The organism is Kitasatospora sp. NPDC001225 (genome assembly GCF_053597855.1).
In genome coordinates, this window is sequence record NZ_JBSFJC010000034.1 from 32,035 (window position 1) to 52,463 (window position 20,429).

Genomic DNA, 20,429 nt, shown 5'->3' on the forward strand with positions numbered 1-20,429 from the left:
CGACCGCGAAACCGCGAGACCGCGAAGCCCTCCCCGAGGAGTCCTCATGTCGCAGCCCTCCCGCACCGACCGCACCGAGCGTGCCGACCACACCGACCGCACCGACCGCTCCGGCGACGTCCTCGCCGTCGTCAGCCAGAGCGGCTCGGACGTCCTGTTCTTCGACGCCGCCACCGACCGGCACCTCGACACCGTCCGGGTCCTCGCCGAACCGCACGAGCTCTGCTTCGACCCGAACCGGCGGCTGCTCTGGTGCACCAGCGCCTACCGCTCGGGCTACTACGGCGCCAACAGCGGCCGCCGCACCGAGGTGACCGTCATCGACGCCGACACCCGGCGGGTCGTCGACGTGGTCGACCTCGCCCCCGAACACGGCCCGCACGGGCTGGCCCTGGACACCGCCCGCGGCCGGCTGTACGTCAGCGTGGAGGGCGGCCCGGACCGGCCCGGCGGCGTCGTGGTCATCGACACCGGGACCCGCCGCCCGATCGGCCGGATCGACACCGAGGCGCCCGGTCCGCACTGGTTCGCCATCACCCCGGACGGCCGGACCGGCTTCGCCACCAACAAGGAGGCGCCCTTCGTCTCGGTCGTCGACCTCGACCGGGGCGTGCTGACCGCCAAGGTCGAGGTCCCCGGCAGCGAGGGCCTGGCCGTCTCCCCCGACGGCGCCCGGGTCTACGCCGCCGGCCCGTACTTCTCGACCACCGCCACGCCCGCCCCGACCCCCGGCATCCGCGTCATCGACGTCGCGACCGCGACCGTCACGGACGTCCTCCCGACGGACTCCCCGGCCCTGCCGGTCCACCTCACCCCGACCGGCAGGCTGCTGGCCGGCGAGGTGCGCAGCGTCCCCGAGGCCGGCTCGCCCCTGGGGCGCCAACTCCCCGGCCGTCTCACGGTCTTCGCCGCCGACGGTCACCAGCGGCTCGGCTCGGTCGAGGTGGGCCTCTTCCCGCTCACCGTCACCTCCTCCCCCGACGGCCGCCTCGCCTACGTCTCCTGCGCCGTCTCCTCCACCGTCGACGTCATCGACCTGGAGTCGCTGGAGCAGGTGGCCCGACTGGAGGTCCCCCGGCTCGGCGAGGCGGGCGCGCACGGCCTGGCGTACCTGCCCCGTCCTGCCTGAATCCCGGGACGGACCACGGGAGTTCGAGGACCAGGGACTACGAGGCGGCTGTCAGGATGCGGCCGTCGGCGCCCACGGTCAGGTCGAGGCGCACCGCCGGCTGCCCGGCGGCCGTACCCTCGCGGCGGTAACCAAGCGTGCGGGCAGCGCCGTTCGGGCCGGCGGGGGTGACGGTCGGGGTCAGGCCGGCGATCCGGTCGGCGAACCAGGTGTCGGCGAAGGCCCGGCCGGCGGCGACGACCTGCTCCGGGGTGAGGGCTGGCGAGCCGGCCGCGTCGGCGGAGGGCGTGGCGGCGGCGACGGCGAGCAGACGGCCGCTGGGCTGCTCGATCCGGAGGTCGCCGCGGTCGGTGCTGACGTCCATGATCTGCTGGGTGAGCCCGGGGTCGGCGGTGGTCGTGGTGGTGTCCACCAGCGTGCGCGGGCCGAACACGCCCTCCGCCACCCGCTGCGCCGTCGCGATGTCGTCGGACGGCGGAGCGAAGAGGCCCGGCGAGTCCCGGTACGTGCGGATCCCGAAGTGGACCACCAGCCCCGCCCCCGCCAGCCCGACGGCGCCCAGCACCAGCCCGTGGACGAGGTCCCGGCGCAGCCTGGGCAGCCCGCGCCGCCGCGCCAACAGCCAGCCGGCGGCGAGCAGCGTCCCCAGCAGCGCGCCGGCCGCGTTGTCGACGAAGTCCGCACCGTCGCAGGCGCGTCCGGTCCCGAGCAGGGTCTGGACGACCTCGGTGACGGCGGACAGCACCGCGCAGCCCGCGAGCACGGTGACCGGCCGTCGGAAGAGCAGCACGCCGAAGAACGCCAGTGGCAGGTAGAGCGCGATGTTCATCAGCCCCTGCTGCGCCGTCGCGTCGGCCCACATGCCGGGCCCGATCGTGCAACTCGGCGGCCCCGAGTACCCGGTGGCCGTCGGTGTCAGCGTCACCGCCAGCTCGCCCGCCAGGCTCAGTCCCCACAGCACCGCCGTCGGGACCGCCATGCCTCTCCGGCGGGCCCACCGGGCGGTTCCGAGGGCGAGCGCCGACCCGAGGACGGCGAACACGAGCAGGAGGGCGGGGACGGCCGAGTAGCTTGCTTCGATCATCAGGTCTTCCGGGTCAAGGGTAGGCAAAGGAACGCTACCCCAGTCGTGGCACCGGCCTGCTCCGGCCCCGGACCCACCCTCAGGTCCCTCGCGAGACCGAGCCGTCCACGCGAGGGACCTGCACGTATTCCCTCCCGGGGGCGGCCGCCGGCTGTCCGCATCGCGGAACGCGCGACGGTGGCGGGCTGACACCTTCCGCCTGACCGAAACCTGCCAAGTCGACTGCCGCGCAGCTCATCCGGGGTCGGCGCGACGTCCCCTTCCTGGCCCGAAGCTGCCACGCGTTTGGTGTCACCCTGAACCCGTGTGAGCGCACCGGGGCCCGTGCGAATCTTGGGACCACCGAGGCCGCGGACGAACGAGAGCGGCCCGAAACCCCCCAGGATTCGGAGGACTTCCCCATGTTCACCTCCGCGCGTTCCCGCGGCCCCGTACGCCGGACGACGACCGGGCTCGCCACCGCGCCGGTCGCCCCGCTTCCCTTCCGCCCGCTCCCGCAGGCCTTCCCGGCCGCGGTGGGCAGCGGCTTCTCCTGGGGCTGACCGGCCGGTTCCCCCCAGAGCTCCCAGGACTTCCGGTGCACCTCGTCGGCGTGCTGCTGACCGCCGCGACAGGCGGGTCGGCGGGCGCCCGGCCGACCGTCGGGGCCGTGCTCTCGGCCCTGGACAGCGTCACGTCCGCCCGCGACGGCGTCGAGCACCTCCACGTCCACATCACCCCCCGGGGTGTCCGGTTGACCTTCTACCTCGCCGGCTGCGACCTGACCGACGCCGTCGGCCGCGCCATCGCGATCGCCCACCGGGCCGTCGCCGGCCCGACGGCGCTCGCCCGGTTCGCCGTCGCGGACTTCAACGTGCTCGACCGGCCCGCCGGCCCGCGGCGCGACACCCACTGACGGCCACTAACGGCCGCTGACGACCGCTCACGGCCGCTCACGCCCGCTCACGCCCGCCCACGACCGCTGACAGGGCCCACGGACGGCCACTGACGCCCGCCCGGACGGCACCGCGGCCGCTCCCCCAACGGTGGCTCCCCCCACGGCCGTTGCCTCTCCCCGGCCGCCTCCCCCTGAAGTCGCTCGACCGCCATTGGAGACTCATGCGCATCACATCCGTCGGCCACGCCGGCCTGCTCGTGGAGACCAGTGCCGGGCGCATCCTCTGCGACCCCTGGTTCAATCCGGCGTTCTTCGCCTCGTGGTTCCCGTTCCCCGACAACGAGGCGATGGACACCGCCCAACTGCACACCGCGGAGTACCTGTACGTCTCCCACCTCCACCACGACCACTTCGACGCCGAGTGGCTGCGGACCCGGATGTCCAAGGACACCGTCGTCCTGCTGCCGGACTACCCGGTCCGCGACCTGCGGACGTCCCTGGAGGACCTCGGCTTCCGCCACTTCGTCCAGACCCGGGACCTCGAACCGACGCAACTGGACGGCGGCGTCCAGGTGATGGTCAACGCGCTCACCTCGCCGACCGACGGCCCGATCGGCGACTCCGCGATCCTCATCGACGACAACGGCACCCGGATCCTCAACCAGAACGACGCCCGCCCGGTCGACGAGCCCCGGATCAGGTCCTTCGGGCCGCTCGCCGGGCACTTCCTCCAGTACTCCGGGGCGATCTGGTACCCGATGGTGTACGACTTCCCCGCCCGGATGAAGCAGACCGTCGGCCGCCGCAAGCGCCGCAACGGCATGGCCCGCGCGCTGAACTACGTCGAGCAGTACGGCGCCGAGCACGTCTTCCCGTTCGCCGGGCCGCCCTGCTTCCTGGACGAGGAGCTCTTCCACCTCAACGACCTGGACGGCGACGACGCCAACATCTTCCCCGACCAGTGGGTCTTCCTCGACTTCCTCCGCGAGCGCGGGGTGACCAACACCCACCTCCTCCTGCCGGGCACCGTGGCCGAGTTGGGCCCGGACCGCAGCTGCCGGCTGGAGCAGGTCGACGAGCGGACGGTCGCCCGGATCCGCGACGACCGCACCGGCTACCTGCGCGAGTACCAGGCCCGCCGGGCCGACCGGATCCGCGCGGAGAAGGCCGGCTGGCCGACCACCCGCACCGACCTGCTGACCGGCCTGCGGGAGTGGGTGGAGCCGCTGCTGCAGTACGCCGACCGCACCTGCGAGGGCATCAACGGCCGGGTCCTGGTCGAGGTGGTGGACACCCCGGACGCGGCCGGAGCCGAGGAGGGAGCCGACGGCGGGACCGGAGCCGGGACCGCACCCGCCGAGCAGATCCTGTTCGACTTCCTGGACCGCCGGGTGGCCCGCTGGGCAGGCGAGGAGTGCCGCTACCGCTTCGAGCTGCCCCGGCCGCTGATGGAGCGGATGGTCGCCGAGCGCTGCCCCGACTGGGCGAACGAGCTGTTCCTGTCCTGCCGTTTCAAGGCCGCCCGCAAGGGGCCCTTCAACGAGTTCGTGACCACCTTCTTCGCCTCTCTCTCGACCGAGCGGATGGCCTATGTCGAGGGCTACTACGCGGAGTTGAGCCAGACCGAGAAGCGCGCCCGGGCCGGCGACCACGTCGTCCAGCGGCTCTGCCCCCACCTCAAGGCGGACCTGGTCCGGTTCGGCTCCCACCGGGACGGCATCCTCACCTGCCGCCTGCACGACTGGGAGTTCGACCTGGCCACCGGCCGCTGCCTGACCAGTGACGACCGGAAGATCATCAGCGAGGCGCGGGTCAACCCGTCCGACGATGACCCGGACCTGCCCGAGATCCCCGCGGCCTGAACAGGACAGACATGACCCTTCCCCTGGTGTCGGTGGTCATCCCGCTCTACAACGACGCCCGCACACTGCCCGCCTGCCTGGACGCGGTGACCGCCCAGACCTACCCCAACCTCGAGATCGTCGTGGTCGACGACGCCAGCACCGACGACTCCGCCCTGGTGGCGGAGAAGTACCCGTGCCGACTGGTCCGCCAGGAGCGCAACGCGGGGCCCGCCGAGACCCGCAACCGCGGTGCCCGGGAGGCCCGCGGCGAGATCGTGTTCTTCCTGGACGCCGACGTCGGCCTCTCCCCGACCTCGGTCGCCGCCGCGGTGGAGCGCCTCGCCGCCGACCCGGAGACCGGGTCGGTGTGCGGCATCACCGCCAAGGAGCCGCTGCTGCCGACCACCCGGGTCGGGGACTACCGGATCCTCCAGTCGTACTACTGGCGGATCAGCTCCGAGGGCACCGTCACCCCCTGGTTCTCGGCCCTGGCGGCCATCCGCCGGTCGCTGTTCCTGGACTCCGGCGGGCTCAACCCGGCCCTGCGCCAGACCGAGGAGATCGACTTCGGCGTACGGCTGTCGGCCACCCACCGGATCGAGCTCAGCTCCGCGGTGGTCGGGCGGCACAACGACGAGGAGCAGCTGTCCGGGCTGGTCCGCAAGCTGTTCCGCCGGGCGCGCCTGCGGGTGCCGCTCTACGTGGACCACCGGGGCTTCATGCGCGGGTTCGAGACCCGCTCCCGGGCCGTCGCCGCGCTCGCCGCGGCCGGCGCGGTCGCCTCGCTGCCGCTGGCCCTGGTGTCCCGCCGGACGCTGCCCGCCACCGCCGCCCTGGCGGCCGGCGCCGTGCTCGCCGACCGCGGCTTCCACGCCTTCCTGGTCCGCGAGCGCGGGGTACCGACGGCGGTCGCGTACACCGCCCTGCACTTCGCGGCGGGCACCGCGGTGACGGCGGGCGCGGCGGTCGGGGCCGGCCAGTGGCTGCTGAGCCCGCGGTTCCGGCGGCTGTACCGGCGCCAGGAGCCGCCGGCGGGCGCCGCCCGTCCGCCGCTGGCCGGTGCCCCCGGCCCGACCACCCCGCCGGCAGGCCGCCCGTGACCACCGACAGCCCCGTGACGCCCGACGGCCCCCGCTCCACCGCCCGCCCCCAGCGCGTGCTGCTCACCGGCGCGGCCGGCTTCCTCGGCAGCGCCCTGGTCCGACGGCTCGGCAGCTCGCCCGTCCACCGGGTGGTCGCCCTCGACCGCCGCCCGCTGCCGCCCGGACTCGCCGCCCTGCCCTCCGTGGAGGCGGTGGTCGGCGACGTCCGGGACCGCACCCTGCTCGGCCGGCTGGCGGCCGAGGCGGACGTGGTGGTGCACGGCGCCGCCGCCCTGCCGAGCCACCCGGCGGCGGAGATCCGCTCGGTGGACGTCGACGGCACCCGCACCGTCCTGGACGCCGCCCGGCGGGCCGGGACCGACCGGGTGCTGCACATCTCCTCCACCGCGGTGTACGGCCTGCCGGAGCGCACGCCGACCCCGGAGACCCACCCACTGGTCCCGGTCGACCCGTACAACGCCGCGAAGATCGCGGCCGAGCGGCTGTGCGCCGACTACCGCGACCGGGGCATGTGCGTGCCCGTCCTGCGCCCGAAGACCTTCATCGGCCCGGGCCGGCTGGGCGTCTTCGCGATGCTCTTCGACTGGGCGCTCGACGGCCGGGGCTTCCCCGTCCTCGGCGGCGGCCACACCCTCAACCAGATGCTGGACGTCGAGGACCTCTGCGACCTGGTGACCGCGGTGCTGACCCTGCCGGGCGAGCGGGTCAACCGGGAGTTCAACGTCGGCGCGGCCGAGTACGGCTCGTTCCGCGAGGACTGCCAGGTCGTCCTGGACCTCGCCGGCCACGGCAAGCGGGTCGTCCCGCTGCCGCTCGGCCCGGCGAAGGCCGCCCTGCGGACGCTGGCCGCGCTGCGGCTGTCCCCGGTCTACGGACGCCTCGTCCAGAAGCTCACCCGGGACTCCTGCGTCGACATCACCGACGCCCGCGAGGTGCTCGGTTTCACCCCCCGCCACTCCAACGCGACCGCCATCGAGCGCAGCTTCACCTGGTACCGCGCGAACCGGTCCGCCGTGGCCGGCACCACCGGCCGGACGCACTCCGACCGCTGGCGCGAGGGTGCCCTGCGCACGGTCAAGGTCCTCTTCTGACAGCAGCGAAGGGAACGGAAGTGAGTACTGCGAGCGAGTACCGCAAGGGCCTCGTCGGCCCGCCGGTGCATCCGCCCGACGGGGCCACCGGCCCCCCGCCCGCCGACCTGCCCGAGGAGCCCGGCGGGTCCGGGCTGCCCGGGGAGCCCCGGCGCGGCTCGCTGGTGCGCGGCCTGCTCCGGCTGGTCAGACCGTTCCAGTGGCCGAAGAACGCGGTCGTCCTGGTGCTGCCCCTGCTGGCGTCCGGCGCCTCGCCGTGGCCGGCCGTCGCCGGCGCCCTGCCCGTCCTGGTCCTGTTCGTCCTCGCGTCCTCGGCCACCTACGTCGTCAACGACCTCGCCGACCGGGAGCGGGACCGCCGCCACCCGGTCAAACGCCACCGCCCGATCGCCTCCGGGGCCGTCCCGGTCCCGGTCGCCATCGTGCTCGGCGCCGTCCTCTACCTCGCCCTGCTGGCCGGCTCGGCGGCCGCGGGGGCCGCCGCCGTCCCCGTGCTCGTCTACGCGGTCACCAACATCCTGTACAGCTTCGTCCTCAAGCACGTCTCGGTGGTCGACGTGTTCGTCATCGCCACCGGCTTCGTGCTGCGGGTCTGCGCCGGCGCGATGGCGGCCTCCGTCCCGATCTCCTCCTGGTTCCTGCTCTGCGTCTTCTCGGTCTGCATCCTGCTCGGCTTCGGCAAGCGCCGGCACGAGCTGACCTCGGTGCAGGGCGGGCCCTCGGAGCTGCACCGGCCGGCCCTGCGCGCCTACTCCGTCCCGTTCCTGAACAGCATGGTCACCTTCGCCGCCTCGGTGACCGTGCTCGCCTACGTGTCCTTCCTGCAGAGCGACGCCGCGGCCGGCGGCATGCGCCAGCTGCGGATCCTGCTCTCCACCCCGCTGGCGGTCTTCGCGATCGCCCGCTACCTGCAGATCCTGCTGGTCAGCGAGGGCGGCGGCGAACCGACCCGGACCCTCTTCACGGACCGGACCATGCTCGCCGTCGGCGGACTGTGGCTGACCGGCTTCGGACTCCTGCTGGCGGTGCAGTCATGGTGACGGCCCCTCAGCCCGGGCGCTTCGCGCTCCCCCGGCCCCGGCGGTCCTGGTTCCTCGCCGACCGGGCCGCCACCTGGCCGGTCCGGCTGCTGGCCGCGGTGAGCGCGGGGTGGCTGCTGTTCTGCGCGCTCCAGGAGGCCCTGACCGGCCGGGCCTGGTTCTGGGTCGTCCCCGGGGCCGCCCCTCCCCCGGTCCTGCTCGGCGTCCCGCTGCTGGTGCTGCTGGCCGCGCTCGCCGTCCGGCTGCGCCGCGGCCGCGGCCGGGTGCGCTGGCCCGCCGTCATGGGCGTGCTCTCGCTCGCCGTCGGGCTGGACCAGTCGGGACTGACGCTGGCCGCGGCGACGGCCGACCGGACGGTGCCGCCCGGCGCGATCCACGTCGTCGCGCAGAACACCGAGTACTGGGGCTCCGACGTGGACCCGGACCGGTTCTACGCCTACCTCAAGGCCCAGAACGCCGACGTGTACCTGCTCCAGGAGTACCTGCACTGGGACGACGCGGCCGGCGCCGACGGCGCCCGCGAGGTGGACGACACCGCCCGGCTGAAGCGCGAGTTCCCGGGCTACCAGGTGGTCACCCGGGGCGAGTTGGTGACCCTCTCCCGGTTCCCCGTGGTGGCGCAGCCGCCGGTCGGCCCGGACCAGGAGCTGCGGGCGCGCGGGGAGGGCGACTGGTCGCGCGTCTTCGCCGGGGCCAAGGTGCTGCGCACCGACCTCGCGGTCAACGGCTCGGTGATGTCCTTCTACAACGTCCACATGCTCGTGCCGGTCGCCTACGGGATGCCCCCGCAGGACTTCCCGGCCGACGTGCACCGCCGGCAGCGGGAGCGCCGGCAGCAGTTCGACGGGCTGGTCCGGGACGTCCGGGCCAACCCCGACCCCCTGTTCATCGCCGGCGACTTCAACACCAACGCCGGCATGGGCGACCTCAACGAGCTGCGCGGCCTCACCCAGGACGCGGCGGACGCGGGCGACACGATCCTGCCGATGTCCTGGGACGCCGGCAGCTGGCACGACTGGTGGCGCTTCGACTGGGCGTTCACCGCACACGGCTCCCGGACCCACCGCTACTCGCTGAGCAGCCCCGAGGGCACATCCGACCATCTCCGCCAGGACGCCTGGATCACCGGGCCCGCAACGGGAGGCACACATGGCTGATCCGGACGCACGCACGGCCGAGGCACGACCAACGGTGTCGGTGATCATCCCCAACTACAACTACGAGAAGACCATCGCGGCGGTCGTCGAGTCCGCCCTCGCGCAGACCTACCCCGTGCACGAGGTGCTCGTCGTCGACGACGGCAGCTCGGACCGCTCCCCGGAGATCGTCCGGCGCTACCCCGTCCGGCTGATCACCCAGCGCAACGGCGGGGTGTCCGTCGCCCGCAACCGCGGGGCGGCCGAGAGCACCGGGGAGATCCTGTTCTTCCTGGACTCCGACATCGCGCTGGACCCGGACGCGGTCGCGAACGCCGTGGCCCTGCTGGCGGAGCAGCCCGACCTCGGCTGCGTCCACGGGGTGGTCGGCAAGCGGGCACTGTTCGACGACGGCCCGGTCGAGCGCTACCGCGTCCTGCACGAGTACTGGTGGCGCCGGCGCGCCACCGGCCGGGTGCGCACCGTCTTCTTCGCCATGTGCGCGATCCGGCGGGAGGTGTACGAGGAGATCGGCCCGCTGGACGAGACCCTGCGCGAGTCCGAGGACGTGGAGTACAGCGAGCGGCTGGCGGCGAAGTACCCGATCCTGCTGACCGAGCGCATCACCGGCCGGCACGACGACGTGGAGCGGCTGGGCGCGCTGCTCGGCGAGCAGTACCGGCGCTCGCAGCTGCTGGTGGCGTTCGCCGGCGCCCACCGATTCAGCCCCGGGGCGCTCAAGGCGAACCGGATGCCGGGCGTGCTGGCCACCGCCGCCACCTGGGGGAGTCTGCCGCTGCTGCTGCTCACGCCCAAGGCGGCCGTCCTCCCGGCCCTGGGCGTGGCCTGGTTCGCGGTGGCGGACCCGGGGCTGGCCCGGTTCGTGGTGCGCGACCAGGGGCTGCGGTACTACCCGGTGTTCGTCGGCTACCACTTCCTGCTGCACACCGCACTGGTGGCGGGCGTCGCCCGGGGCGCGGTACGGGCGCTCACCGAACGCGGCTTCCGGCGGCCGCGGCACCCGGCGTCATGACGGACGGTGTCACGAAGGACGGCGTCGCGACGGACGGTGTTACAGCGGACGCGTCCGGGGGCGGTCCGGCCGGCCCGCCGCGGGGCCGGCGGCGGCTACTGACCGCCGTCCTCCTGGTGGCCGGCGTCGCGGGCCTGGTCGCGGTGGCCCGCAACGACGCCTGGAGCCTGGTGACCAGGATGGCGGACGGCTGGTCCCTGGCCCTGCTGGCGGTGTCCGTACTGACGAACGTCGGCGGGCTGCTGCTCGGCCTGCTGTCCTGGCGGGCCGTCCTGGACGACCTGGGGCCGCCCGTCGGGCTGTTCGGCAGCGCCCGGATCTTCTTCTGCGGGCTGCTCGGCAAGTTCCTCCCGACCCCGGTCTTCGGACTGCTCGCGCACATCCAGCTGGGCGCCGAGTACGGGGCCACGGCCGGACGGATGGTCACCACCTACGTGGTCAGCCTGGGCATCACCATGCTGACCGCCTGCCTCGCCGCGCTCGGCATCGCGCCCGCCGTGCTCGGCGGCAACACCTGGTGGCTGGCCCTGCCGGTCCTGGTGCTGCTCTGCTTCGTGGTCCGTCCGGGCCTGATCGGCGCGGCGGTGGAGCACGGCGCCCGACTGTTCCGCCGGCCGCCGCCGTCCGGGCGCAACTCGCCCCGCGCGGTGCGGGTTTCGCTCGCCCTGGCCCTGCTGTCCTGGTTCTCGGCCGGCCTGCACCTGTGGCTGATCGTGGTCGCCCTGGGCGGGCCGCCCGGCCGCTCGCTGGCGGCCTGCGTCGGGGGCTTCGCGCTCGCCACCGTGGCGGGCACGCTGACGATCGTCCTCCCGGACGGCCTGGGCGCCCGGGAGATGGTCCTGGTGCTGTCGCTGTCGACGGTCGTGCCGGTCTCCACGGCCGGCGCGGCCGCGATCGTCTCCCGGCTGGTCTGCACAGTGGCCGAACTGGGCACCGCCGGGGTAATGATTCTGGTGACCAGGTCGCGGCGGGGCACTGCCCCGGCCGCGCCCGGCGACACCACTGCCAATCCCCCTGGAGGGAAGACTGATGCGGTACCGCAGCCTCGGAGTTGACGGCCAGTCGGCCAGCGTGCTCTGTCTCGGCGCGATGACCTTCGGCACCACCGTCGACGAGGAGACCTCGACGGCGATCCTCGACCGGTTCACGGAAGCCGGCGGGACGTTCATCGACACCTCGAACAACTACGCCTTCTGGGCGCCCGGTGCGAACGGCTACGAGAGCGAGGAACTGCTCGGCCGCTGGACGGCCCGCCGCGGCAACCGCGACGACCTGGTGCTCGCCACCAAGCTCGGCGCCCGCCCGGTGCCCGGACTGCCCTTCCCCGAGCACATCGAGGGCCTGTCCGCCCGCGCGGTGCGGGAGGCGGCGGAGGGCAGCCTGCGCCGCCTCGGCACCGACCGGCTGGACCTGTACTACGCGCACGTGGCCGACCCGGCCACACCGGTCGAGGAGACCATGGGCGCCTTCGCCGGGCTGGTCGCCGACGGCAAGGTCACCGCCCTCGGGTGCAGCAACCACAGCGCCGCCCAGCTGGCCGACGCCAACGACCTTGCCGCCGACCGGGATTGGCCCGGCTACCGGTGCATCCAGCAGCGCCACAGCTACCTGCGGCCGAGGCCCGACGCGGACTTCGGCGTCCAGAAGCACGCCGACGAGGCCCTGCTCTCGTACCTCGCGGCGCGGCCGTCGATGGCGCTGCTCGCCTACTCCCCGCTGCTCGGCGGCTCGTACTGCCGCCCGGACCGCCCGCTGCGCGCGGAGTACGAGCGGCCGGAGACGAAGGCCCGGCTGGCCGTACTGGCGGAGGTGGCCGAGGAGACCGGCGCCACCGTCAACCAGGTGGTGCTGGCCTGGCTGATCGGCCACCCCGTCCCGACCGTCCCGGTGGTCGGCGCCAGCTCCGTCGCCCAACTGGAGGAGAGCCTGGGCGCGTTGGACCTCGTCCTCGACGAGGAGCAGCGCCGACGGCTGGACACCGCGGCCTGACCGGACCTCCCGCCAGCCGTCGGGGCCTGTCGTGCGGGACAGGCCCCGGCCCCGTGCCCGTCGGTCAGAGCCAGCCCTCCTTGGCCGCGCGCACCCCCGCCTCGAACCGGCTGCGCGCGCCCAGCCGGTTCATCAGCTGGGAGCTCATCCGGCGCACCGTGCGCAGCGACAGCCCGAGCCGCCGGGAGGCCACCTCGTCGGTGCAGCCGATGCTCAGCAGGAGCAGCAACTCCCGTTCCTGGGGCGTCAGATCGTGCTCGTTGCGGCGCGGGTCCTGGCCGAACGGCGTGCCCGCCGCCCAGAACTCCTCGAACAGCAGGGCCAGCGCGCTCACCACCCCCGGGGTCCGCACCTCCAGCGCGCCCGCGCGGCCGTCCTGCGGGTCGATCGGCACCAGCGCGGTCTCCCGGTCCACCACCACCAGCAGCAGCGGCAGGAAGGGCACCGTGCAGGCCTGCCCGCCGAGCCGGGTGAACCAGCGGACGTACTCCAGCGTCGCCGGGTCGTTGCGGAAGCTCTCCTGGTAGACGCTCCTGATCCGCACCCCGCGCTCCAGCGCCTGCCGGTCCAGCGGCTCGCTGGCGTCCATGGTGTCCGGCAGCTGGGCGCCGCCGGGCAGCAGCGACAGGCACTCGCGCTCGGCGGTGGAGGCCAGGTCCTCCAGCCGCTTGCGGACCATGTCCAGCCCCTCCAGCCGGTGGATGACCTCGTACCGCGAGGCCCGGTTGGCGTTGAACCGGGCGCTCAGCGCCGTCACCGCCTGCTCGGCGGACTCGATCTGCCGCTGGCGCCGGCTGAGGTCGGCGGTGGCCCGCGAGAGCAGGAACCCGAACCCGACGTCCGGATTGAACGGCACCGCGTCCCGGCAGCCGTCCTCCAGGTTCACCAGGTCCAGCTCGGCCAACCGGTTCAACGCGACCCGCACCCGTTCCTCACTCCACCCCAACCGCTCGGCCATGTCGACGACCCGGAACCCCGGCTCCTCCACGATCAGCCGGTACACCGCCTCCGCCGACGGTTCGATGCCCAGCACCTCAAGCACAGCAGATACCCCCGTATGGTCCCGCTCGTCACCACAGGGAGGCTAAGCCAGCTAGCCGACTAGGTCTATACCAATATTTCTCGGATGCCCACCGCCCCGCCCCGGGAACCCGGCCACCACCCCACGCCCCCGACCGGACCCTGAGAACCACCCCTTAGGGGCGTGGACACAGCCGCCCACGGGCATGCCACGGTCGTAGCTGCAAGTCACCGGCCGTGAGAAGGTACCGACCATGAAGGCGATAAAGTTCATCCTCAACGTCATCTGGTTGCTTTTCTGCGGCATTTGGATGGCGCTTGCCTACGTGCTCGCGGGAATCATCTGCTGCGTGCTCATCGTCACCATCCCGTTCGGCATCGCCTCCTTCCGGATCGCCGGCTTCATCCTGTGGCCGTTCGGGCGGACGGCGGTGGAGCGGCCGGACGCCGGGCCGGCGTCGTGCGTCGGGAACGTGATCTGGCTGGTCTTCGCCGGGTGGTGGCTGGCGATCGGGCACCTGGTCACCAGCATCCCGCTGTTCCTGTCGATCATCGGCATCCCCTTCGGGTGGGCCAACCTGAAGATGATCCCGATCTCGCTGATGCCGCTCGGCCGCGAGATCGTGCCGACGGACCGGGAGTGGGGCGCGCGGTAACCGGGACACGGACCTCGACGGCCGGCGACGGGCAGCAGCCCGCGCCGGCCGTCCGCGTTCGCGCGCGGGGGGCGGGCGTCAGCGGCCGAGGCGGGACTCCAGGGCGCGCAGGTCCGCGGTGAGGGCGGACCGCACCGGGCGGGACATCAGCGGGCCGGCCAGGCGGAGGCCGCCGCGGACGCGGATGCGGGCGAAGGTGCCGGTCCGGGTGGGCTCGAAGGTGTAGGTGACGCGCATGGGCATCGGCCCGGCGACAGAGACCATGTCGAGCACCGTCGGCGGGTCGTGGCGCGACACGCGCAGCACGTACGAGAAGGACCGGCCCAGGAAGTGCGCGGTCCGGGTGACCTCGGCGCCCGCGCCGAAGCCGCCGGTGTCGGCCTCCCGGGTGAGGGTGGCGCTGCGGATGCCCCGGGTCCACTCGGAGTCGTGGCGCCAGTCCATCGCGTAGGCGGCGACCGTGGCGGGCGGGAGGGGGATCAGGCGTTCCACTGTGACGTCGAGCATGATCACACTCTCCCGCCGGGCGGGCCGGCGCGCTCCCCGGACTCGCCCGGGCGGAGGCGCGCCCCCGGTCAGAGCCCCAGGATCCGCTGGGCCTGCGCCCGCATCTCGACCTTGCGGATCTTCCCGGTGACCGTCATCGGGAACTCCTCGACCACGTGCACGTAGCGCGGGATCTTGACGTGGGCGAGCCGGCCGGCGCAGTACCCGCGGACGGCCTCGGCGGTGAGCGGCTCGGCGCCCTCCCGCATCCGGATCCAGGCCATCAGCTCCTCCCCGTACTTGGCGTCGGGGACGCCGATGACCTGGACGTCGAGGATGTCCGGGTGGGTGTGGAGGAACTCCTCGATCTCGCGCGGGTAGAGGTTCTCGCCGCCGCGGATCACCATGTCCTTGATCCGGCCGGTGATGGCGAGGTAGCCGTCCCCGTCCATCACCGCGAGGTCCCCGGTGTGCATCCAGCGGGCGGCGTCGACGGCCTCGGCGGTGCGCTCCGGCTCGCCCCAGTAGCCGAGCATGACGGAGTAGCCGCGGGTGCAGAGCTCGCCGGGTTCGCCGCGCGGGACGGTCCGACCGGTGGCCGGGTCGACCACCTTGACCTCCAGGTGCGGGCCGACCCGGCCCACCGTGGCGACCCTCCGCTCGACCGGGTCGTCGACCCGGGTCTGGGTGGAGACCGGCGAGGTCTCGGTCATGCCGTAGCAGATGGAGACCTGCGCCATGCCCATCCGCCCGATGACCTCCTTCATCACCTCGCTCGGGCAGGGCGAGCCGGCCATGATGCCGGTGCGCAGGCTGCCGAGGTCGTAGCGGTCGAAGTCCGGGTCGGCCAGCTCGGCGATGAACATGGTCGGCACGCCGTACAGCGAGGTGCAGCGCTCGGCGGCGACGGCGGCCAGGGTGGCGCCGGGCTCGAAGGAGGGGGCGGGGATGACCATGCAGGCGCCGTGCGAGGTGGCGGCGAGATTGCCCATCACCATGCCGAAGCAGTGGTAGAACGGCACCGGGACGCAGATCCGGTCCCGCTCGGTGTAGGCGAGCAACTCCCCGACGAAATACCCGTTGTTGAGGATGTTGTGGTGGGAGAGCGTCGCGCCCTTGGGGAAGCCGGTCGTCCCGGAGGTGTACTGGATGTTGATCGGGTCGTCGGGGGCCAACTCGCCCTGCCGTTCGGCGAGTCGGGCCGGGTCGGCGCGCCGTCCGGCGGCGGTCACCGCGTCCCAGTCGGGGCCGCCGAGCAGCAGGACGTGCTCCAACTGCGGACAGCGGGGCCGCACTTCAGAGATCATCCCGGCGTAGTCGGAGGTCTTGAAGCGCTCGGCGGCGACCAGCAGCCGGATGCCGGCCTGGTTCAGCACGTACTCCAACTCGTGGGCGCGGTAGGCCGGATTGACCGTGACCAGGATCGCGCCGAGCTTGGCGGTGGCGTACTGGGTGAGCGTCCACTCGGCGCAGTTGGGGGCCCAGATGCCGACCCGGTCCCCCTTGGCGATCCCGAGTTCCAGCAGGCCGAGTGCCAGGGCGTCGACGTCGGCGGCGAGTTCGGCGTACGTCCAGCGGCGGGCGGTGGCCCGGTCGACCAGGGCGTCGCGCCCGGGGAAGGCGCGCACCGCGCGGTCGAGGTTCTCCCCGATGGTGTCGCCGAGCAGCGGGACGTCCGAGGTGCCGGAGGCGTAGCTGCGCGGGGTCGGCGTGGTCGGCACGGGCGGGCTCCCTGGGGACGGCGGTGCGGGACGGGGTCCATGGTCGCGGGCGCCGGCCCCGCGCCGCCACCCCCGAACGGGGGTACGGACACGGCGCTGGGGCCGCCCGTCACGGTCGACGGACGGCCCCAGCGCGCGGGGTCACTTGTTGATGCAGGTGTTGCCGAACGCCGGGTTGAGGAGCCCGATGATGTCGATCGAGTTCCCGCAGACGTTGGCCTCCAGGTTGATCGGGACCTGGATCACGTTGCCGGACAGGATGCCGGGCGAACCGATGGCGGCCCCGTTGGCGGTGGCGTCGCCGGCGGACGCGGTGCCGGCCCCGACGAGGACCGTCACCGCGGCGAGGGCGGTGGCGGCGAAGGTGGTACGCATACGCATTGCGTCACTCCTTGTGAGCAGAGCGGGTCGAAGTGTGACGATCACACCTCGCCCACGATCACAAGGGATGCGCTCCTCCGCACGCCGGATTCGCCCGTCTAGGGCGTGTCGCCCTCCCGACCCACCGGCTCCCCGCCCTCGGGACCGGCGCCACCGAGCGATTCCAGCAGGTCCCGGGCCGGACGCAGGCCCGGCTCGGCCTCCACCGCGCGGTGCAGCAGCCCGAGGGCGAGCGGCCCCTCCCCGGCCGCCAGGGCCTCCAGTGCGCGGTTGTAGTCGATCCGTCCGGCGTAACGCAGCCGGAACAGCACGGACAGGTCCTCCCGGCAGGACGGGCAGCGCAGGGTCACCGGGTCCGCCGGAACCCTGCACAGCGGGCACGGCACCGGCGGGGCCCCAAGGGCCGCGACAGCGCCCCCGGCGCCCGGGACGGACACGGCGTCCACGGCGTCCACGGCGCTCATCGCGGCCCCGCCTCCTCCGGCCGGACCGGGCCGAGCGACTCCTGGGCCGGCTCGCTGCCCAGCTCCCGCTGCGCCTGCGCGTACAGGGCCAGCAGGTTCGACATGTGGGTGTTCACGTCCGCCATGTTGGGCGCCTCCACGGCCTCGTCCAGCCCGCGCAGCTCGGCCATGATCAGCTGGGCCAGGGCGGGCGAGACCATGCTCTGGGTCACGTAGATGTTGCACATGGTCAGCATCCGCATGGTGTGCCCGAGCGAGTCGCACAGCTCGTCCGCCTTGCGGGCCGAGCGCACCGCGCCGTCCCAGTCGGCGGCCTCCCGGCGCAGCCGCAGCTCGGCGGCCACCGACCGCAGCCGGTCCAGGTCGCTCGGGTCGAGGAGCTTCTCGCAGTAGTGGATGAACAGGCTCAGGTACGCCTCGGAGCCGCGCACCCAGCGCTGGGCCTTGAGCTGCTGCTGGGCCCGCTCCAGCGCCGCGTCCACCGACTGGCCGCGGGTCTGCCCGGCCGCCAGGTCGTCCAGGGTGTCCATCAGCCGCTGCGCCTCGCGCATCTCGGCCTCGGTCAGCTCGCCGCCCCAGCGGTCGGTGAAGGACTCGATCTGCCGCTGCTGCTCCTCCACCTGCACCTTCAGCTCCGGGTCGAGGGTGACCCGCTCCAGCTTGACGGTCTTCTCGGCGCCGCCCTGGATCCGCACCGACAGCGTGATGGTGCGGTCCCGGTCGAGGCCGAAGGCGACCTCCACCGGGGTACGGCCGCCCAGGCCCTCGGGCAGCCGCAGGGTGAGGTGGCCGATCAGCTCGTTCTGCTGGGCGATCTCGTGCTCGCCCTCGTAGACCGCGACCTCCAGCCGCTGCCGGCCGCTGCCGGAGACCACGAACTCCCGGCTGACCGGCGAACTCGTCGGGTAGCTGGTGTTCTTGGGGATGATGACGGCGAGGCGGCCGTCGTTCAGCTCGATGCCGAGGTTCTTCGGGGTGATGTCGAACGGGTTGGTGACCTGCGCCAGCTCGCCGCAGCCCGGGCAGACCTCACAGCCCGGCGGGTTCACCAGGCCGCAGGAGGCGCAGCGCAGGCCGACGTCCTCGGCGGCGGTGGTGGCCACCCTGGTGTGGCCCGGGGCGGCCGAGTTGAGCGGCTCGCCGCACAGCTCGCAGGCGGTGACGCCGGGGGCGGCCGGGGTGCCGCAGCGCGGGCAGTTGCCGCCGTGCACCACGGCGGTGGCCCGGGTGGCCTGCCGCGGGACCGTCCCGCCGCCGCCCGAACCGTCCAGCGCCTGCTCGCACTTGGGGCAGGAGGCCACCCCGGCGTCGACCGGGAGGTGGCAGGTCGGGCAGGAGACCCGGTCGCCGCCGAGCAGGCCGGCGGCGCAGTTGGCGCAGTTGGAGGCGGACAGGTCGCCGGGGGCCCGGCACTCGGGGCACTCCACCTCGCCGACCAGCGCGGACTGCACGGCCGCGCCGAGCGCCACGCACTGCATCGGATTGACGCCGCGCCGGATCCGGCGGGGGCCGAAGACCTCGCCGAGCCGGCGGGCGACCAGCGGGATCGCGGTCGAGCCGCCGACCAGCACCACCTCGTCGATGTCCCCGACGGTCAGGTTGGCCTGCATGATGGCCTTGTGGGTCAGCTCGATGGTGCGCTCGATCCGGGCCTCGATCAGCTCCTCGAAGCGGGCCCGCTCGAACTCCGTCTCCAGCACCAGCTGTCCGGCGCCCAGGCCCGGCAGGATGACCTCGGAGGACTCCTGGTGGGAGAGCTCGATCTTGATGGTCTCGGCGGTGGCGGCGATCTTCGGACGGTCGCGCAGGTCGGGCTGGTACTCCGCGCCGTACTCCTCGCGGATGTCCTCCAGCAGCGCGGTGGTGATCCCCCGGTCGAAGTCGTCGCCGCCGAGCAGGTTGTCGCCCTCGATGCCGAGCACCGAGACCGAGCCGGGCACCAGCAGCAGGATGGAGATGTCGAAGGTGCCGCCGCCGAGGTCGTAGACCAGGACGGTCCTCCCCTCCTCGCCCGCCTCGGAGGTGATGCCGTAGGCGAGGGCGGCGGCGGTCGGCTCGTTGATGATCCGCAGCACGTGCAGGCCGGCCATCCGGCCCGCCTCCTGGGTGGCCGCGACCTGCCGCTCGCCGAAGTACGCGGGGACGGTGATGACGGCGCGGTGGAAGGGCTCGCCGAAGCGCTGCTCGGCGTCCTCCTTGAGGCGGTGCAGGATGATCGCGGAGATCTCGATCGGCGTGTACGAGCGGCCGTTGAACCAGACGTTGACGTCGCCGTCGGTGCCCGCGGTGACCTTGTAGTCCACCTCCTTCAGGGCCGCCTGGACCTGCGGGTCCTTGAACTTGCGGCCCATGAAGCGCTTGACCGAGCGGATCACGTTGGCGCCGTCGACGGCGATCCGGCTGCGCGCGGTGGAACCCACCAGCAGCTCGCCCTTGCGGCCGCTGCCGACCACGGAGGGCGTCGCCTCCTGGTTCTGCCGGTTGAAGATGATCTGCGGCTCGCCCCGGCGCAGGTGGGCGACCACGGAGTTGGTGGTGCCCAGGTCGATGCCGAGTGTGCGGTACATGTCGTTCCCCTCTTGCCCCTCGTGGTCCTGGCTACTTCTTGCGCTTCGTCTGCCTGGCCTGCTCGGCCACGGCCTTGGCCCGGCGGCGGGCCCGGGGCGGGGCCGCCTTGGGCTGGGCCCGGGTGACCGGCGTGGCGGCTTCGGGTGCGTCGTCCGCCTCGGGTGACTCGGGCGTCTCGGGCTCGACGGCCTCGGTGGCTTCCGTTGTCTCGAAGGCTTCGACGGTCTCGGCGGCCTCGGTGGCCCCGGCGGCCCCGGACGCCTCCGGCTCGGTGACCGCCGGCTCCGGGTACGGGTCCGAGTACGGCTCCGACTCCGGTGCGGCGACCACCACTTGGGCCCGGCGCAGCACCTCGTCCCCCCAGAAGAACCCGGTCACCACCGTCCGCACCACCGTCTCCGGCGCCACCCCGGACCGGGCCTCGGTGCCCACGATCTCGGTCAGGTCCGGGTCGGCCGTCATGCCCTCCAGCCGCATCGGCCGCACCCTGGCCTTGGCGAGCTGCCCGAGCAGCCGGCGCCGGGTGGCCTCCAGGCCGGCGCCGCGCCCGAGCGCCACCAGCTCGCGGTCCAGGCCGAGGGCGGCGAGCGCGTCGTCCACCTCGACCAGGATGCCCAGCAGTTCGCGCTGCTCGGCCCGGGCGGCCTGCTTCTGCTCCGTCAGCTTGCTCCCCAACAGGGACGCCCGGAAGAGCAGTCGGCCGAACGCCTGCTCCAGGTCGACGTCCTCGACGCCGGGCGGGATCTCCAGCGGCCGGTGGCCGCCGGCCGGGGCTTCGGCGGGTGCATCGGTCATCACGACTCCTTC

General features: G+C 73.5%; 20 protein-coding genes. 12 read left to right on the plus strand and 8 right to left on the minus strand.

Translation table 11 applies throughout. From position 1 onward, the window contains the following. Positions 1–46: 46 nt before the first annotated feature. Positions 47–1,129, plus strand: a complete 1,083-nt coding sequence (locus ACWDCZ_RS14615) for a YncE family protein (RefSeq protein WP_449816077.1) — start codon at positions 47–49, stop codon at positions 1,127–1,129. A 37-nt stretch (positions 1,130–1,166) separates the two neighbouring features. Here the strand turns inward: ACWDCZ_RS14615 and ACWDCZ_RS14620 are convergent, their stop codons facing one another. Then, a complete protein-coding gene (locus ACWDCZ_RS14620; RefSeq protein ID WP_375877120.1) occupies positions 1,167–2,213 on the minus strand; it encodes a VanZ family protein in 1,047 nt (348 codons plus the stop codon). Positions 2,214–2,614: 401 nt separating this feature from the next. Here ACWDCZ_RS14620 and ACWDCZ_RS14625 point away from each other — a divergent pair, with 401 nt between their 5' ends. The 10 genes from ACWDCZ_RS14625 to ACWDCZ_RS14670 all read left to right on the plus strand — a co-directional run bounded on the left by ACWDCZ_RS14625 (position 2,615) and on the right by ACWDCZ_RS14670 (position 12,326). Further along, complete coding sequence (locus ACWDCZ_RS14625) at positions 2,615–2,755, plus strand: hypothetical protein (protein WP_181970519.1); 141 nt, start codon at positions 2,615–2,617, stop codon at positions 2,753–2,755. 35 nt (positions 2,756–2,790) lie between these two features. Next, a complete protein-coding gene (locus tag ACWDCZ_RS14630; protein WP_074002493.1) occupies positions 2,791–3,108 on the plus strand; it encodes a hypothetical protein in 318 nt (105 codons plus the stop codon). Between the two features lie 203 nt (positions 3,109–3,311). After that, positions 3,312–4,952 (plus strand): Rieske 2Fe-2S domain-containing protein, encoded by a 1,641-nt coding sequence (locus tag ACWDCZ_RS14635; protein WP_449816078.1) that lies wholly within the window; start codon positions 3,312–3,314, stop codon positions 4,950–4,952. A gap of 11 nt (positions 4,953–4,963) precedes the next feature. Further along, positions 4,964–6,034 carry a glycosyltransferase family 2 protein gene (locus ACWDCZ_RS14640; protein WP_387966867.1) on the plus strand — a complete coding sequence of 357 codons (1,071 nt, stop codon included), beginning with the start codon at positions 4,964–4,966 and terminating at the stop codon, positions 6,032–6,034. Then, positions 6,031–7,128 carry an NAD-dependent epimerase/dehydratase family protein gene (locus ACWDCZ_RS14645; RefSeq protein ID WP_380777314.1) on the plus strand — a complete coding sequence of 366 codons (1,098 nt, stop codon included), beginning with the start codon at positions 6,031–6,033 and terminating at the stop codon, positions 7,126–7,128. Before ACWDCZ_RS14640 ends, ACWDCZ_RS14645 begins: the two co-directional genes overlap by 4 nt. Positions 7,129–7,148: 20 nt before the next feature. Next, on the plus strand, positions 7,149–8,168 hold the full coding sequence (locus tag ACWDCZ_RS14650) for a UbiA prenyltransferase family protein (protein ID WP_380742832.1): 1,020 nt from the start codon (positions 7,149–7,151) through the stop codon (positions 8,166–8,168). After that, on the plus strand, positions 8,162–9,325 hold the full coding sequence (locus ACWDCZ_RS14655; protein WP_388045123.1) for an endonuclease/exonuclease/phosphatase family protein: 1,164 nt from the start codon (positions 8,162–8,164) through the stop codon (positions 9,323–9,325). Before ACWDCZ_RS14650 ends, ACWDCZ_RS14655 begins: the two co-directional genes overlap by 7 nt. Further along, a complete protein-coding gene (locus ACWDCZ_RS14660) occupies positions 9,318–10,337 on the plus strand; it encodes a glycosyltransferase family 2 protein (RefSeq protein WP_380742830.1) in 1,020 nt (339 codons plus the stop codon). The genes ACWDCZ_RS14655 and ACWDCZ_RS14660 overlap by 8 nt, the downstream gene beginning before the upstream one ends. Beyond that, positions 10,334–11,392 carry a lysylphosphatidylglycerol synthase domain-containing protein gene (locus ACWDCZ_RS14665; RefSeq protein WP_449816079.1) on the plus strand — a complete coding sequence of 353 codons (1,059 nt, stop codon included), beginning with the start codon at positions 10,334–10,336 and terminating at the stop codon, positions 11,390–11,392. The genes ACWDCZ_RS14660 and ACWDCZ_RS14665 overlap by 4 nt, the downstream gene beginning before the upstream one ends. Further along, positions 11,367–12,326, plus strand: a complete 960-nt coding sequence (locus ACWDCZ_RS14670; protein ID WP_117487064.1) for an aldo/keto reductase — start codon at positions 11,367–11,369, stop codon at positions 12,324–12,326. The genes ACWDCZ_RS14665 and ACWDCZ_RS14670 overlap by 26 nt, the downstream gene beginning before the upstream one ends. A 64-nt stretch (positions 12,327–12,390) precedes the next feature. Here the strand turns inward: ACWDCZ_RS14670 and ACWDCZ_RS14675 are convergent, their stop codons facing one another. Continuing rightward, positions 12,391–13,368 (minus strand): helix-turn-helix domain-containing protein, encoded by a 978-nt coding sequence (locus ACWDCZ_RS14675; RefSeq protein WP_049656999.1) that lies wholly within the window; start codon positions 13,366–13,368, stop codon positions 12,391–12,393. A gap of 232 nt (positions 13,369–13,600) precedes the next feature. Between ACWDCZ_RS14675 and ACWDCZ_RS14680 the strand changes: the two genes are divergently transcribed. Further along, complete coding sequence (locus ACWDCZ_RS14680; protein ID WP_117487065.1) at positions 13,601–14,002, plus strand: YccF domain-containing protein; 402 nt, start codon at positions 13,601–13,603, stop codon at positions 14,000–14,002. A gap of 78 nt (positions 14,003–14,080) precedes the next feature. Here the strand turns inward: ACWDCZ_RS14680 and ACWDCZ_RS14685 are convergent, their stop codons facing one another. The 6 genes from ACWDCZ_RS14685 to ACWDCZ_RS14710 all read right to left on the minus strand — a co-directional run bounded on the left by ACWDCZ_RS14685 (position 14,081) and on the right by ACWDCZ_RS14710 (position 20,417). Next, positions 14,081–14,512: an SRPBCC family protein gene (locus tag ACWDCZ_RS14685; protein ID WP_049656735.1), complete on the minus strand. Its 432-nt coding sequence runs from the start codon at positions 14,510–14,512 to the stop codon at positions 14,081–14,083. A 65-nt stretch (positions 14,513–14,577) separates the two neighbouring features. Then, complete coding sequence (locus ACWDCZ_RS14690) at positions 14,578–16,209, minus strand: AMP-binding protein (RefSeq protein WP_449816080.1); 1,632 nt, start codon at positions 16,207–16,209, stop codon at positions 14,578–14,580. Between the two features lie 141 nt (positions 16,210–16,350). Beyond that, entirely contained in the window at positions 16,351–16,590 is a 240-nt protein-coding gene (locus ACWDCZ_RS14695) for a chaplin (RefSeq protein ID WP_082346034.1), read from the minus strand. Between the two features lie 98 nt (positions 16,591–16,688). Beyond that, positions 16,689–17,054 (minus strand): hypothetical protein, encoded by a 366-nt coding sequence (locus ACWDCZ_RS14700; protein ID WP_449816081.1) that lies wholly within the window; start codon positions 17,052–17,054, stop codon positions 16,689–16,691. Further along, the gene (locus ACWDCZ_RS14705; RefSeq protein ID WP_449816082.1) at positions 17,051–19,621 is read right to left on the minus strand and encodes an Hsp70 family protein; all 2,571 of its coding nucleotides are present in this window, start codon (positions 19,619–19,621) and stop codon (positions 17,051–17,053) included. The genes ACWDCZ_RS14700 and ACWDCZ_RS14705 overlap by 4 nt, the downstream gene beginning before the upstream one ends. A 31-nt stretch (positions 19,622–19,652) precedes the next feature. Next, positions 19,653–20,417 carry a nucleotide exchange factor GrpE gene (locus ACWDCZ_RS14710; protein WP_449816083.1) on the minus strand — a complete coding sequence of 255 codons (765 nt, stop codon included), beginning with the start codon at positions 20,415–20,417 and terminating at the stop codon, positions 19,653–19,655. Positions 20,418–20,429: the final 12 nt, after the last annotated feature.

What these genes read in the sequence shown, in the direction of transcription:
- ACWDCZ_RS14670 (WP_117487064.1), top strand. Translation starts at nt 11,367, where the DNA reads ATGCGGTACCGCAGCCTCGGAGTTGACGGCCAGTCGGCCAGCGTGCTC.
- ACWDCZ_RS14705 (WP_449816082.1), bottom strand. Translation starts at nt 19,621, where the DNA reads ATGTACCGCACACTCGGCATCGACCTGGGCACCACCAACTCCGTGGTC.
- ACWDCZ_RS14660 (WP_380742830.1), top strand. Translation starts at nt 9,318, where the DNA reads ATGGCTGATCCGGACGCACGCACGGCCGAGGCACGACCAACGGTGTCG.
- ACWDCZ_RS14615 (WP_449816077.1), top strand. Translation starts at nt 47, where the DNA reads ATGTCGCAGCCCTCCCGCACCGACCGCACCGAGCGTGCCGACCACACC.
- ACWDCZ_RS14695 (WP_082346034.1), bottom strand. Translation starts at nt 16,590, where the DNA reads ATGCGTATGCGTACCACCTTCGCCGCCACCGCCCTCGCCGCGGTGACG.
- ACWDCZ_RS14655 (WP_388045123.1), top strand. Translation starts at nt 8,162, where the DNA reads ATGGTGACGGCCCCTCAGCCCGGGCGCTTCGCGCTCCCCCGGCCCCGG.
- ACWDCZ_RS14625 (WP_181970519.1), top strand. Translation starts at nt 2,615, where the DNA reads ATGTTCACCTCCGCGCGTTCCCGCGGCCCCGTACGCCGGACGACGACC.
- ACWDCZ_RS14710 (WP_449816083.1), bottom strand. Translation starts at nt 20,417, where the DNA reads ATGACCGATGCACCCGCCGAAGCCCCGGCCGGCGGCCACCGGCCGCTG.
- ACWDCZ_RS14640 (WP_387966867.1), top strand. Translation starts at nt 4,964, where the DNA reads ATGACCCTTCCCCTGGTGTCGGTGGTCATCCCGCTCTACAACGACGCC.
- ACWDCZ_RS14700 (WP_449816081.1), bottom strand. Translation starts at nt 17,054, where the DNA reads ATGAGCGCCGTGGACGCCGTGGACGCCGTGTCCGTCCCGGGCGCCGGG.
- ACWDCZ_RS14620 (WP_375877120.1), bottom strand. Translation starts at nt 2,213, where the DNA reads ATGATCGAAGCAAGCTACTCGGCCGTCCCCGCCCTCCTGCTCGTGTTC.
- ACWDCZ_RS14635 (WP_449816078.1), top strand. Translation starts at nt 3,312, where the DNA reads ATGCGCATCACATCCGTCGGCCACGCCGGCCTGCTCGTGGAGACCAGT.
- ACWDCZ_RS14680 (WP_117487065.1), top strand. Translation starts at nt 13,601, where the DNA reads ATGAAGGCGATAAAGTTCATCCTCAACGTCATCTGGTTGCTTTTCTGC.
- ACWDCZ_RS14665 (WP_449816079.1), top strand. Translation starts at nt 10,334, where the DNA reads ATGACGGACGGTGTCACGAAGGACGGCGTCGCGACGGACGGTGTTACA.